Genomic DNA, 12,699 nt, shown 5'->3' with positions numbered 1-12,699 from the left:
GGCGCAGGCACGCTTTATGCGGCCACGCTGTGGATGGCCTTCAGGCGGTCTTCCAGCATGCGGATGCGCTTGTCATCCTCGCTGCCGAGGGTGGTGTAGTAGTCGCGCTTGTTGCTCAGCCACAGCAGCTCGAACTCGACGGCGTCGAGCAGGCCGCGCTGGATGTCGGAGGTGAGCAGCGCGCGATCGGCGTTGAAGATGATCTTGCGCGTCTCGAAGCGCGTCAGATAGACGGCGTGGATGCGGCGCAGCGCATCGACCGCCTCGTTCGAGATGGCGCCGCCGACGACCAGCGGCAGGCCCTTCTCCTTCGCCACCGCCGCCGTCTTCAGGACATAGTCGGTGACCTTGTCCTCGTTGATCGCATCGCGGTGGTAGCCGTTGGACAGGGCGAAATCGACGCGGCCGAAGACGAAGCCCGTGCGCGCCGCCGGCTGCTCCGCCACGGCGGCGAGGCCGGCGAGGTTGTTGAAGCCGGTGATCGTCTCCAGATTGAACAGGAAGTCGGTGTCCTCCTGCTCGTCCTTCGAATAGATCTTGTTCTTGGCGTCGACAAACTTGCTGAGCGCGTAGGGCGTCTCCACCATCGGGGCGATGATGTACTCGACGCCGTACTGCTTGCTCTCGATCAGGTCGCGCATCGCCTCGCAGCCGCCGATCTTCAGGCCGATGCCAAGGCCGGCCTTGCGGGCGATCTCCGCCAGGCGGAGGAATTCATCGGTACGGGTCCCCTCGGCCTCGAACTCGGCCTTGACGGCGACATAGCCATAGTCGTCGCGCCCGCGCTTCAGGATATCGAGCATCTGACGTTCGCGCCGGTTCATTGTCGCCTCTCGCTATTCCCGTGTTTAGAGGATTTTTTCATAAAAGCCGCCCCCTGCCTAGGGTCCCCCGGGGAAGCTTGCCTGTTGCTCACAGCCTTGTTTTGAAAATGAGAATGACTCTCATTACGCAATCAACACTGGCCGTGTGCGCATAGCGCACGCCGTTGCCCCCCCCGCCCGCGCGGACCTAGTCTCGCCCGGACAGAAACGCCCCAGCGAGGAACGTTATGATCAACAAGATTGTCCGAACCATGGCAGACGCCATGCAGGGCATCGCCGACGGCGCCACCGTGCTCGTGGGCGGCTTCGGCTCGGTCGGCCAGCCGGACGCGCTGATCGACGGGCTGATCGAGCAGGGCGCGAAGGACCTCACCATCGTCGCCAACAATGCCGGCACCGGCCGCACCGGCCTCGCCCGGCTGATGGAGCTGGGGCGGGTGCGCAAGATCATCTGCTCCTACCCGCGCAGCGCCGGCTCGGTGGTGTTCGAGGAACTCTACAAGGCCGGGAAGCTGGAGCTGGAGATCGTGCCGCAGGGCACGCTGGCCGAGCGCATGCGCGCCGCCGGCGCCGGCGTGCCGGCCTTCTACACCCCCACCGGCTATGGCACCCTGCTGGCCGAGGGCAAGCCCACCGCCGAGTTCAACGGCAAGCCCTGCGTGCTGGAGACCGCCCTGCATGGCGATGTCGCGCTGGTGCAGGGCCTGGCCGGGGACCGCTGGGGCAACCTCACCTACCGCCGCTCGGGCCGCAACTTCAACCCGGTGATGGCCATGGCCGCGGCGCTGACCATCGTCCAGGTGGATGAGCTCGCCCCCCTCGGCACGCTGGACCCGGAGCAGGTCGTCACCCCCGGCATCTTCGTGGACCGCGTCATCCACATCCCGCAGGCCGCCTGAGGAGGAAACGAGAATGAGCGAAGCCGCCTTCACCCCCCTCTCCCGCAAGCAGATGGCCGCGCGCGTGGCGCAGGACATCCCGGAGGGGTGGTATGTCAACCTTGGCATCGGCATCCCGACGCTGGTGGCCGATTTCGTGCCCGCCGGGCGCGAGGTGGTGTTCCACTCGGAAAACGGCGTGCTCGGCATGGGCCCCGCCCCCGCGCCGGAGGATGCCGACCCCTGGCTGATCAATGCCGGCAAGCAGCAGGTGACGCTGGTGCGCGGCGGCGCCTATGTCCACCACGCGGACAGCTTCGCCATGATCCGCGGCGGGCATCTCGACCTCTGCGTGCTCGGCGCCTTCGAGGTGGCGGAGAATGGCGATATCGCCAACTGGGCGACCTCGGCCAATGACAGCGCCCCCGCGGTCGGCGGTGCCATGGACCTCTCCGCCGGGGCCAGGCGCCTCTGGGTGGTGATGGAGCACACCACCAAGGAGGGCGCGCCGCGCCTGGTCCGCCGCTGCTCTTACCCGCTCACCGCCATGGGGTCGGTGCGGCGTGTCTATACCAATCTCGCCGTGCTGGATGTGACGCCGGAGGGCTTCGCCGTGGTCGAGATGGCCCCGGGCCTGACGCTGGAGGCCCTGCAGGCCCGCACCGACGCCCCGCTCCGCATGGCCGCCAAGACGGAAGGTTCCCTCTGATGCGTGATGCCTTTGTCTGCGACGCCGCCCGCACGCCGATCGGCCGCTATGCCGGGGCGCTCGCCCCGGTGCGGGCCGACGACCTCGGCGCCATCCCCATCAAGGCGCTGATGGCGCGCCACCCGGAGCTGAACTGGGCGGCGCTGGATGATGTGGTGTTCGGCTGCGCCAACCAGGCGGGCGAGGACAACCGCAACGTCGCCCGCATGTCCAGCCTGCTGGCCGGGCTGCTGGACAGCGTGCCGGGCAGCACGGTGAACCGCCTCTGCGGCTCGGGCATGGATGCCACCGGCATCGCCGCCCGCGCCATCAAGTCCGGCGAGGCGGAGCTGATGCTGGCCGGCGGCGTGGAGAGCATGACGCGCGCGCCCTTCGTCCAAGGCAAGAGCGCCGAGGCTTTCGGCCGCGCCGCCGAGATCTATGACACCACCATCGGCTGGCGTTTCGTCAACCCGCTGATGAAGGCGCAGTACGGCGTCGACTCGATGCCCGAGACGGCGGAGAACGTGGCCGCCGATTTCCAGATCAGCCGCGCTGACCAGGATGCCTTCGCCTGGCGCAGCCAGCACCGCGCCAAGGCGGCGCAGGCGGCCGGGCGCTTCGCGCGCGAGATCGTCCCCGTCGAGGTCCGCCGGCGCAAGGGCGAGCCGCTGATCGTCAGCCAGGACGAGCAGCCCCGCCCGGAGACGACGCTGGAGGTGCTGGCCAAGCTGCCCACCCCCTTCCGCAGGGAAGGCGGCAGCGTGACGGCGGGCAATGCCTCGGGCGTGAATGACGGTGCCTGCGCCATCCTGCTGGCCAGCGCCGCGGCGGCGGAGCGCCATGGCCTGACGCCGCGCGCCCGCGTGGTGGCCAGCGCCACCGCCGGCGTGCCGCCGCGCATCATGGGCTTCGGCCCTGCCCCGGCCACCCGCAAGGTGCTGGAGAAGGCCGGCCTCACCCTTGGCCAGATCGATGTCATCGAGCTGAACGAGGCTTTCGCCGCCCAGGCCCTGGCGGTGACGCGCGACCTCGGCCTGCCCGATGACGCGGAGCATGTGAACCCCAATGGCGGCGCCATCGCGCTCGGCCATCCGCTCGGCATGTCCGGCGCGCGGCTGGTGCAGACGGCGGTGGAGGAGCTGCATCTGCGCCAGGGCCGCTACGCGCTGGTGACGATGTGCATCGGCGTGGGCCAGGGGATCGCGATGATCCTGGAGCGGGTGTAGTTTTCTTTCAGTTTGGCGTCCCGCTTCAGGCCTGAGGCGGGACGCCACTGGAAAAAGTTTTTTGGTTCTTTTTTCCAAAAAAGAACATTTCTGCCTCTCTCTCGCTTTTTCTTTCCTAAAGAAAAAGGGGGTGGCCACGCCCTGGCCCGGGAATGTACGAACCGGATAGTCCAGGGAGTGCAGAATGAGCGAAGAGGCGAGGAGCGCGCCCCGCGCGCGGGATGCCGAGCAGACGCGGCGCAACATCCTCGACGCCGCCATTGCCGAATTCGCCGCCAAGGGCCTGTCTGGCGCGCGGGTGGACGAGATCGCCGCGCGGACCCAGACCACCAAGCGGATGATCTACTATTATTTCGGCAGCAAGGAGCAACTCTTCGCCAGCGTGCTGGAGGAGATGTATGCCGGCATCCGCCGCACCGAGGCGGGGCTGAGCCTGGAGGGCGTGCCGCCGGAAGAGGCGATGCGCCGCCTGGTGGAAACCACCTTCGACTATCACGCCGAGCACCCGGAATTCGTCCGGCTGGTCTCGGTGGAGAATATCCACGAGGCGGCGCATATCGCCGGCTCCGCCACGCTGCGCGGGCGCAATGACGCGGTGATCGGCCTGCTGCGGGCGCTGCTGGCGCGGGGCGAGGCGGCGGGCCGCTTTCGCGCCGGGGTGGACCCGCTGGACCTGCATATCCTGATCAACGGCCTGTGCTTCCACCGGGTGGCCAACCGCCACACGCTGGGCACGATTTTCGGCGTTGACCTCCAGGCGCCGGAGCGGCGGGCGGCGCAGCGGCGGATGATCGTGGAAGCGGTGCTGCGTTATCTGCGGGCCGGGGGAGAGACTCCCCCGGCCCAGCCCGGAGCCTGAGACCGGGCGGCACGGCCCCCGGCCCCGGACCCCTTGTCCACGCCTCAGGCCGCCACCTGGGCCGTGCCGCCATAGGCCCGCGCTGCCAGGAAGAGGTCCCGCAGGCGGAAGCCATCGGCCTGGGCGGTGGAGGCGCCGCTCGCCTGCTGCTCCTGCCCGGAGCGGGCGCTCTCCAGCGCGTCGAGGATGCTGGACAGGCCCGCCGCGAGGGCGGAGGCGGTCAGGCTTGTGCTCTCGGTGGCGGTGTCGGTGGCGTCCTCGGTGGTGGTGCTCACGCTGGCGGCCGCCACCGCGCTGCTGCTGTCTGAGCTGTCACTGCTGGCGCTGCTGTCCGTGCTGCTGCTGTCCGTGCTGCTGTCCGAGGTACCGGATTGCAGCGCCTCCAGCACGGCCTTCAGGCTTTCCAGCGCGCTGCTGAGCGGGTCGCTGGCGCTGGAGGCGTCACCGGCCTGGCCGGAGGGCGGCGGACCCGGCGGCGGGCCGGGCGGCGGCCCCTGCATGGCGCCACCATTCCCCGGGCCACCGCTCTGCTGGTTGTCCTGGGTCTTCTCCAGCTCCGCCAGGATCGCCGTGAGCTGGGCGGCGATGCTGGCGCTGCTGTCATCGGCGTCACCATCATTCCCGGCGGTGCTGGAGGTGGCGTCCGAATCCGTGTCCGTGTCCGTGCTGCCGGTGCCGGAGCTGGATGCGGATTGCAGGCTGGAGAGCAGGCTCTTCAGGCTGTCCACCAGGGTGCTCACCGGGTCGCTGCCGCCGGAGGCGGCGTCACCCGGGGGCGGTCCCGGCGGCGGGCCGGGCGGCGGCCCCTGCAGGCCGGAGGCGGAGGCGGCCTCGCCGCTCCCCGTCTGGTCCACCGACTGGAAGGAGACCAGCAGCGCCTGCAGGTCGCTGGAGAAGCTGGCGAAGATGTCCTGCAGGCCGGACACGGCCTGGCTGGACTGCGCCGCGGTGGAGGACGCCGCCGTCGCCGTGCTGGCCGCATCGGTGGCGGAGGCGGTGCTGCCGCTGGTGGCGTCGGTGCCGGAGCTCTGTTGGTAGGCCTGACGCAGCGCGAGGAAATCCAACAGGCTCAGGCGCCCGTTGATGGCAGAAATGCTCTGCACTGGAACCTCTCAAAAGTCTTTTTGGAGGGTTCCGCGATGCCTTGTGCAAGGTGGAACGGAGAATGGGGCGCCCGGCTTGTCTGGGCTGTCCCGGAGTTTTCGCGGGCCCCAGGGCGCTTATAGGTGTTTTTCGCAGCGCGCGCACGTTAGAAATGGTTGGCGTGCGGGAAAAATTCCCGCACGCCGGCAGCAAGCGGTTCTTTTTGGAAAAAGAACCAAAAACCTTCTGTCCGGCAGGCCGCGCCGGGCGGTCAGCCGGCCATCATGCGGGTGAAGTGGCGCAGCATCCGCTCGGCATCCGGCTCCAGCCCGGTGAAGAGGCGGAAGGCGCCCACGGCCTGGAACACCGCCATGCCGCCGCCATCCACCACCCGGCAGCCGCGCGCGCGCGCGGTGCGCACCAGCTGCGTCTCCAGCGGGACATAGACCACCTCGGCCACCCAGAGGCGGGGGTGGAGCAGGTCCTCGGGCAGCGGCAGGCCCGGATATTTCGCCATGCCCGTCGGGGTGGCGTGGATCAGGCCATCGGCGCCGCGCATCGCGGCCGTGATGTCGGTGGCGGCGCGGGCGCGGCCAGGGCCGAAATGCGCGTTCAGCGACTCGGCCAGCCCCGCCGCCTTGGCCGGGTCCATGTCCAGCAGCGTCAGCCGCTGCGCGCCCAGCGAGAGCGCGGCATGCGCCACCGCCGCCCCGGCGCCGCCGGCGCCCAGCTGCACCACCTCACCCATCACGGCATCGGGCAGGCCCCGGCGGAAGCCTTCGGCAAAGCCCGAATGGTCGGTGTTGTGGCCGATGCGGCGGCCATCCCGCAGCACCACCGTGTTGACCGCACCCAGCGCGCGGGCATCGGGCGAGACCTCGTCCAGCAGCGGCAGCACCGCCTGCTTGGCCGGATGCGTGATATTGAGGCCGGCAAAGCCCAGCGCCTGCGCCATGTCGAGGATGCGCGGCAGGGAATCGAGGCCAGCCTTCAGGACATCGAAATCAAACAGGCGGTAAATATAACGCAGCCCCTGCGCCGCCCCCTCCCGCTCATGCAGCGCCGGGGAGCGGGACGCCTGGATCCCGCTGCCCACCAGCCCCACCAGGAAGGCGGGCGGCAGGGCGGCGGTCTCGTCAGGGGCAAAGGCAGGGGCGTTCATGGCGATCCTCGGCGGGCGGAGAGAAGAAGGCGGCCTGGCGGCCTTGTTTTCATCTTGATGTGCTAATGTACTATCTGGTACGTACACACCCAAGCAAAACTTTCGTCCAGAAATGCGCCGGCCCCCGAGGGGGCCGCAGGAGGAAACCATGACCATCACCCGTCGCGGCTTCTCGACCGGCCTTGGCCTGCTGGCCGCGGGCAGCGCGCTGCGCCCCGCCGCCTCCCTGGCGCAGGGCGCCTATCCCAACCGCACCATCACGCTGGTCGTCTCCTGGGCGCCCGGCGGCTCGACCGATTTCGTCGGCCGCGTCGTGGCGCAGCAGCTGACGAAGGAGCTGGGCCAGCAGGTGGTGGTGGAAAACCGCGCCGGCGCCAGCGGCACCATCGGCCATGCCTCCGTCGCCCGCGCGCGGCCGGATGGCTATACGCTGCTGCTCGGCGTGAACTCCACCTTCGCCATGGCCCGCCACCTCTTCCCGCAGCGCGGCTATGACGACGACAAGGGCTTCACCGGCATCGGCAAGGTCGCGACCACGCCGATCTTCCTCTGCGTCAACAACAGCCTGGGCGTGAAGGACATCGCCGGCTTCGTGGCGCTGGCCAAGAAGCAGCCGGGCAAGATGAGCTATGGCTCCTCCGGCGCCGGCTCCTCCGCCCACCTCGCCACCGAGCTGTTCCTGCGCCAGACCGGGACCGAGGTGCAGAATGTCAGCTACCGCGGCGGCGCGCCGGCGGTGCAGGCGCTGATCGCCAACGAGGTGCAGATGGCCTTCGTCGACGCGGTCACCGCCCTGCCGCTGATCGCGGCGCAGCAGGTGACGGCGATCGGCGTCAGCAGCAAGGAGCGCAACCCGCTGGTGCCGCAGATCCCGACCATCGCCGAATCCGGCCTGCCGGGCTATGAGTGCGCCTCGGAATTCGCCATCCTCGGCCCGGCCGGGCTGCCGGCCGATGTGGTGGCGCGCCTCGCCGCCGCCACCGCCGCCACCATGAAGGCGCCCGAGGTGCTGGACCGCCTGAAGCAGAACTCCATTTTCCCGGACTACGGCACCCCGGAGGCCTGGCCGGCCTATCTGACAGCCGAGAGCGCCAAGTGGGGCGAGCTGATCCGCATCCGCGGCATCACGCTGGAGTAACAGGGGGGAATAACCGGGCGCCAGCCTTGCCGCTGGCGGACGGAGAGAAAAAAGATGGGGGTCTGGGGGAATTCCTTCCCCCAGACTTTTCTTGGTTTCAGGAAGGTCTTCGCATGCCGCGCCATCCCCGTTCCATCGCCACCGTCTGCATGAGCGGCGACCTGCCGGACAAGCTGGAGGCGGCGGCGGCGGTCGGCTTCGACGGCATCGAGATTTTCGAGAACGACCTGCTGACCTTCAACGGTTCCCCGGCCGAGGTGCGGCGGATGGCGGAGGATCTCGGCCTCGCCATCACCATCTTCCAGCCCTTCCGCGATTTCGAGGCGATGCCGGAGCCGCAGCGCGCCCGCAACCTCGACCGCGCGGAGCGCAAATTCGACGTGATGCAGGCCCTCGGCACGGATCTCGTGCTGGTGTGCAGCAATGTGCAGCCCGCCTGCCTGGACGACCCGGAGCGCGCCGCCGCCGACCTGCGCGAGATGGCCGAGCGCGCCGCGCGGCGCGGGCTGCGCGTCGGCTATGAGGCGCTGGCCTGGGGCCGGCATACCCGCCTCTGGCGCCAGGCCTGGGACATCGTGCGGCGCGCCGACCACCCGGCCCTTGGCCTGATCGTCGATTCCTTCCACACCCTCTCGCTGAAGGACGACCCCTCCGGCATCGCGCAGCTGCCGGGCGAGAAAATCTTTTTCGTCCAGCTCGCCGATGCCCCGCTCTTCGACATGGACGTGCTGCAGTGGAGCCGCCACTACCGCAACTTCCCCGGCCAGGGGCAATTGCCGGTCACGCCCTTCCTGAAGGCGGTGCTCGATGCCGGCTATGCCGGCCCGCTCTCGCTGGAAATCTTCAACGACGAGTTCCGCGCCGCCCCGGTGCGGCAGACGGCGCGGGACGGGCTGCGCTCCCTCATCCTGGCCGAATCCGAGGCGCGCCCCGGTGTCCCCGCCGCCGCCCTCCCCCCCGCACCGCGCTGCCACGGGGTGGAGTTCCTGGAATTCGCCGTCAACGAGCCGGTGCGGCAGGAACTGGCCGGCTTCCTCGGCACGCTGGGCTTCCGGCTGGCCGGCCGGCACCGCTCCAAGGCCGTGGAGCTGTATCGCCAGGGCGGCGTCAGCCTCGTGCTGAATGCCGAGCCGGACAGCGCCGCCGCCGGGCATTTCGAGATGCATGGCCCCTCCGTCTGCGCCATGGCGCTCTCGGTGGAGAAGGCGGAGGCCGCGCTGGCCCGCGCCCATGCCCTGCTCTGCTCCACCTGGCAGGAGCCGCGCGGCGCCGGGGAGCGCCCGATGCCGCAGCTGCGCGCGCCCGATGGCTCGCTGATCTGCCTCGTCGAGAACCGCCCCGGCGAGCGCAGCTTCTGGGAGGATGACTTCCACCTCATCCCCGGCGTCGAGGGCGAATCCGGCCTGCTGGCGGTGGACCATGTGGCCCAGGCCCTGGCGCCGGGGCAGATGGACAGCTTCATCCTGTTCTACCGCGCCCTCTTCGGCATGGAGCCGGAAGGGCTGTGGGAACTGCCGGACCCGCGCGGCCTGGTGCGCAGCCGCGCCATGGTGACGCCGGACCGCGCCCTGCGCCTGCCGCTCAATGTCTCCGAGGCGCGGGAGACGGCCACGGGCCGCTTCGTCTCCGCCGTGGCCGGGGCCGGGGTGCACCACATCGCCTTCCTGACCGCCGACGCGGCGGCCACGGCGCGCGCCATGCGGGCGCGCGGGGCGCCGCTGCTGCCCATCCCGGAAAACTATTACGACGACCTGGAAGCCCGCTTCGGCCTGGAGCCCGCCCGCCTCGACGAGCTGCGCGGCCTGCACCTGCTGCACGACCAGGACGCGGAAGGCGGCGTCTTCACCCACGCCTATACCGCCAGCTTCGCTGACCGCTTCTTCTTCGAGATCGTCGAGCGCCAGGGCGGCTACCGCCAGTTCGGCGCGCCCAATGCCGGGGTGCGCATGGCGGCGCAGGCCCGCTATGCCGGGCGGAAAGTGAAAAATTAAAGGCGTTCTTTTTTAGAAAAAAGAACCAAAAAACTTTTCTCAGTTGGCGTCCCGCTGCTGGCCTGAGGCGGGACGCCAAACTGAAAGAAAGTCTTTTTGCTTCTTTTTCTTCAGAAAAAGAAGATTCTTCAAACTACTCTGTCTGCCGCATCGACAGCACAACAGCCCCCCCCGCGAGGCAGGGCAGCAGCCCGGCCAGCAGGATGGGCAGGGGCACGGTGTCGAGGTCGAGCAGCAGCGTCGCCGCGATGGCGGCCAGGCAGGCGGCAAAGGCCAGGGCCACCACGAGCCCGACAGTGCGCGCCAGCGGATCGCGCCCGCGCAGGGCCCGCAGGATCAGCGGCGGCAGGAGCAGCGGCGCCACCGCAAAGGTCAGGGCATAGATCATCCTTGTTGTTCCTCCCGGCCCGGAGCATGCGCCCGTGTGGGGCGGATGGCGAGAGCCGAGATGCGCCCCCGCGCCAACGCCACCCCGCCTGCCGCGTTGCCTTCCCCGGGCGAAGCCGCGCAGCATCCTGGCGATGCCGCCCCGGGGGAGCACGGAGCATGGTCACGCAGGGAGAAAAGCCGGCACCCGGCCGGTTGCCGGAGGGCCTCCGGGTCTATGCCATCGGCGATGTGCATGGCTGCGCCGGGCGCCTCGCCGCGCTGCATGCGCGGATCGCGCGGGACTGGCAGGCCCGCCCCGCGCCGCGCTGCGCCGTGGTCCATCTGGGCGACTATGTGGACCGCGGGCCGGACAGCGCGGCCGTGCTGGACCTGCTGCTCGGCCCCGGCCCGGTGCCGGGGGCAGAGGCCATCCCCCTGCGCGGCAACCACGAGGCGATGATGCTGGCCGCCCTGACCGCCGGCCCCGGCTCCAGCGCCGAGGAGCACTGGCTGTGGAATGGCGGCGACGCCACCCTGGCCAGCTATGGCGCGCAGGACGCCGGATTCGCGCCACCCCCCGCCCATCTGGCCCTGCTGCGCGGGCTGCCCCTCTCCTGGGAGATGGGAGATTATCTTTTTGTTCATGCTGGCATCGACCCGCGCAGGCCCCTGGCGGCGCAGGGGGCGCAGGAGGTGCTGTGGATCCGGGAACCCTTCCTCTCCTGGCCCCGGCCTTTTCCGCGGGTTGTGGTGCATGGGCATACCCCCTGCCGGGCGCCGGAACTGCGGCCCAACCGCATCGGCATCGACACCGGCGCGGTGGCCGGCGGGCCGCTCACCTGCCTCGTGCTGGAGGCGGACCGACTGCGCTTTCTCGCGGCTTAACGGCGGCGCCTTGCGCGTGGCCGCGCCACTGCGCTAGGCAGCGACACGATGCAAGGCCAAGAGCCCCCTTCCAGCACCCCCGCCCCCAGCGCCGACGCGCCGGAGGAGACCCCGCCCATGGCCGAGATGGTGACCGAGACGCCGGACCTTGTGGAGGCCGTGCGCCAGCTGCGGCGCGCCTCCGTGCTGGTGGTGGGCGATGCCATGCTGGACCGCTATGTCTATGGCACCGTCTCGCGCATCAGCCCCGAGGCCCCCGTCCCCGTCCTGGCGGTGGAGCGGGAGGTGGCGATGCCCGGCGGCGCCGGCAATGTCGTGCGCAACATCACCGCCCTGGGCGGCGCCGTGGCCTTCCTCTCCGTGGTGGGGGATGACCAGGCGGGCAGCGACCTGACGGGGCTGGTCGGCGGCCAGCCGGGGGTCGAGCCCTGGCTGCTGGTGCAGGGCGCCCGCGCCACCACGACCAAGACGCGCTTCATCGCCGCCGGCCAGCAGATGATGCGGGCGGACCACGAGATCGCCCGCCCCATCCATGCCCGCATCGCCGACCGCCTGGTGCGCATCGCCACCGACACGGTGGCGGCCACCTCGGTGATGGTGCTCTCCGACTACCGCAAGGGCGTGCTGGCCGGCGACGTGCCGCAGCGCCTGATCGCCGCCGCCCGCGCCGCCGGGCGCCGCGTGGTGGTGGACCCGAAGGGCGAGGATTTCTCCCGCTATGCCGGGGCCGACGTCATCACCCCCAACCGGGCGGAGCTGGCCCTGGCCAGCGGCCTGCCGGTGGAGACGGAGGAGCAGATCGTCACCGCCGCCCGCCAGCTGCGCGACCGCCACGGCTTCGGCGCCGTGCTGGTGACGCGCAGCGAGGATGGCATGACCCTGCTGGAGGGCGATGCCCTCCACCACTTCCCGGCCGAGGCGCCGGAGGTGCATGACGTCTCCGGCGCCGGGGACACGGTGGTGGCGGTGCTGGCGGCCGGCATGGCGGCGGGGCTGGCCCTGCCGGTGGCGGCGCGGCTGGCCAACATCGCCGGCGGCATCGTGGTGGGCAAGGTCGGCACCGCCGTGGCGCGGGAGGCCGACCTGCTGGAAGCCCTGACCGCCGAGCGCGGCGCGCTGCGCAAGGTGCTGCGCCGCGCCGCCGCGGCGGAGCAGGTGGAGCGCTGGCGCCAGCGCGGCTGGCGCGTGGGCTTCACCAATGGCTGCTTCGACCTGCTGCACCCCGGCCATGTCCACCTGCTGGAGCAGGCGCGCAGCTGGTGCGACCGGCTGGTGGTCGGGCTGAACGCCGATTCCAGCGTCAAGCGGCTGAAGGGCCCGGCGCGGCCCATCCAGCCCGAGGCGGCGCGCGCCGCCGTGCTGGCCTCCCTCGCCACCGTCGACCTGGTGACGATCTTCGAGGAGGACACGCCGGTGGAGCTGATCCACCTGCTGCGCCCCGACGTGCTGGTGAAGGGCGCCGACTATACCGTGGACACGGTGGTGGGCGCCGATCTCGTGCAGGAATGGGGCGGGGTGGTGAAGCTGGCGGAACTCCTGCCCGGCAATTCCACCACCGCCACCGTGGCGCGGATGCGGGGCTGACCGGCGGCG

The 12,699-nt window shown here is 70.3% G+C and carries 12 protein-coding genes; 8 read left to right on the top strand and 4 right to left on the bottom strand.

Features of this window, described 5'->3' with window-relative positions:
* Window positions 1-14: 14 nt before the first annotated feature.
* Complete coding sequence (locus NON00_RS06760) at window positions 15-803, bottom strand: aldolase/citrate lyase family protein (protein WP_256018853.1); 789 nt, start codon at window positions 801-803, stop codon at window positions 15-17.
* 248 nt (window positions 804-1,051) lie between these two features.
* Between NON00_RS06760 and NON00_RS06755 the strand changes: the two genes are divergently transcribed.
* The 4 genes from NON00_RS06755 (at window position 1,052) to NON00_RS06740 (ending at window position 4,478) form a co-directional block, all read left to right on the top strand.
* Window positions 1,052-1,723 (top strand): 3-oxoacid CoA-transferase subunit A, encoded by a 672-nt coding sequence (locus NON00_RS06755; protein WP_256018850.1) that lies wholly within the window; start codon window positions 1,052-1,054, stop codon window positions 1,721-1,723.
* Between the two features lie 13 nt (window positions 1,724-1,736).
* On the top strand, window positions 1,737-2,411 hold the full coding sequence (locus NON00_RS06750; protein ID WP_256018847.1) for a 3-oxoacid CoA-transferase subunit B: 675 nt from the start codon (window positions 1,737-1,739) through the stop codon (window positions 2,409-2,411).
* Window positions 2,411-3,619 (top strand): 3-oxoadipyl-CoA thiolase, encoded by a 1,209-nt coding sequence (gene pcaF, locus NON00_RS06745; RefSeq protein ID WP_256018844.1) that lies wholly within the window; start codon window positions 2,411-2,413, stop codon window positions 3,617-3,619. The genes NON00_RS06750 and pcaF overlap by 1 nt, the downstream gene beginning before the upstream one ends.
* A gap of 184 nt (window positions 3,620-3,803) precedes the next feature.
* Window positions 3,804-4,478 (top strand): TetR/AcrR family transcriptional regulator, encoded by a 675-nt coding sequence (locus tag NON00_RS06740; RefSeq protein WP_256018841.1) that lies wholly within the window; start codon window positions 3,804-3,806, stop codon window positions 4,476-4,478.
* Window positions 4,479-4,522: 44 nt separating this feature from the next.
* Here NON00_RS06740 and NON00_RS06735 read toward each other — a convergent pair whose 3' ends face one another.
* Both NON00_RS06735 and NON00_RS06730 read right to left on the bottom strand, forming a co-directional pair.
* Window positions 4,523-5,581 carry a hypothetical protein gene (locus NON00_RS06735; RefSeq protein ID WP_256018838.1) on the bottom strand — a complete coding sequence of 353 codons (1,059 nt, stop codon included), beginning with the start codon at window positions 5,579-5,581 and terminating at the stop codon, window positions 4,523-4,525.
* Between the two features lie 251 nt (window positions 5,582-5,832).
* Entirely contained in the window at window positions 5,833-6,723 is an 891-nt protein-coding gene (locus tag NON00_RS06730) for a shikimate dehydrogenase (RefSeq protein WP_256018835.1), read from the bottom strand.
* 148 nt (window positions 6,724-6,871) lie between these two features.
* Here NON00_RS06730 and NON00_RS06725 point away from each other — a divergent pair, with 148 nt between their 5' ends.
* Complete coding sequence (locus NON00_RS06725) at window positions 6,872-7,861, top strand: tripartite tricarboxylate transporter substrate binding protein (RefSeq protein WP_256018833.1); 990 nt, start codon at window positions 6,872-6,874, stop codon at window positions 7,859-7,861.
* A 113-nt stretch (window positions 7,862-7,974) separates the two neighbouring features.
* A complete protein-coding gene (locus tag NON00_RS06720; RefSeq protein ID WP_256018830.1) occupies window positions 7,975-9,852 on the top strand; it encodes a bifunctional sugar phosphate isomerase/epimerase/4-hydroxyphenylpyruvate dioxygenase family protein in 1,878 nt (625 codons plus the stop codon).
* 133 nt (window positions 9,853-9,985) lie between these two features.
* Here the strand turns inward: NON00_RS06720 and NON00_RS06715 are convergent, their stop codons facing one another.
* Window positions 9,986-10,240: a hypothetical protein gene (locus tag NON00_RS06715; protein WP_256018827.1), complete on the bottom strand. Its 255-nt coding sequence runs from the start codon at window positions 10,238-10,240 to the stop codon at window positions 9,986-9,988.
* A 158-nt stretch (window positions 10,241-10,398) separates the two neighbouring features.
* Here NON00_RS06715 and NON00_RS06710 point away from each other — a divergent pair, with 158 nt between their 5' ends.
* Together NON00_RS06710 and rfaE1 are read left to right on the top strand one after the other, a co-directional pair.
* Window positions 10,399-11,106 carry a metallophosphoesterase family protein gene (locus NON00_RS06710; RefSeq protein ID WP_256018825.1) on the top strand — a complete coding sequence of 236 codons (708 nt, stop codon included), beginning with the start codon at window positions 10,399-10,401 and terminating at the stop codon, window positions 11,104-11,106.
* 129 nt (window positions 11,107-11,235) lie between these two features.
* Window positions 11,236-12,690: a D-glycero-beta-D-manno-heptose-7-phosphate kinase gene (rfaE1, locus tag NON00_RS06705; RefSeq protein WP_370688684.1), complete on the top strand. Its 1,455-nt coding sequence runs from the start codon at window positions 11,236-11,238 to the stop codon at window positions 12,688-12,690.
* The last annotated feature ends 9 nt before the right edge of the window (window positions 12,691-12,699 follow it).

The organism is Roseomonas sp. GC11 (assembly GCF_024437745.1).
Taxonomy (GTDB): Bacteria; Pseudomonadota; Alphaproteobacteria; order Acetobacterales; family Acetobacteraceae; genus Pseudoroseomonas.
The sequence above is the reverse complement of the archived record's forward strand: the minus strand, read 5'-3'. Positions and strand labels throughout refer to the sequence as shown.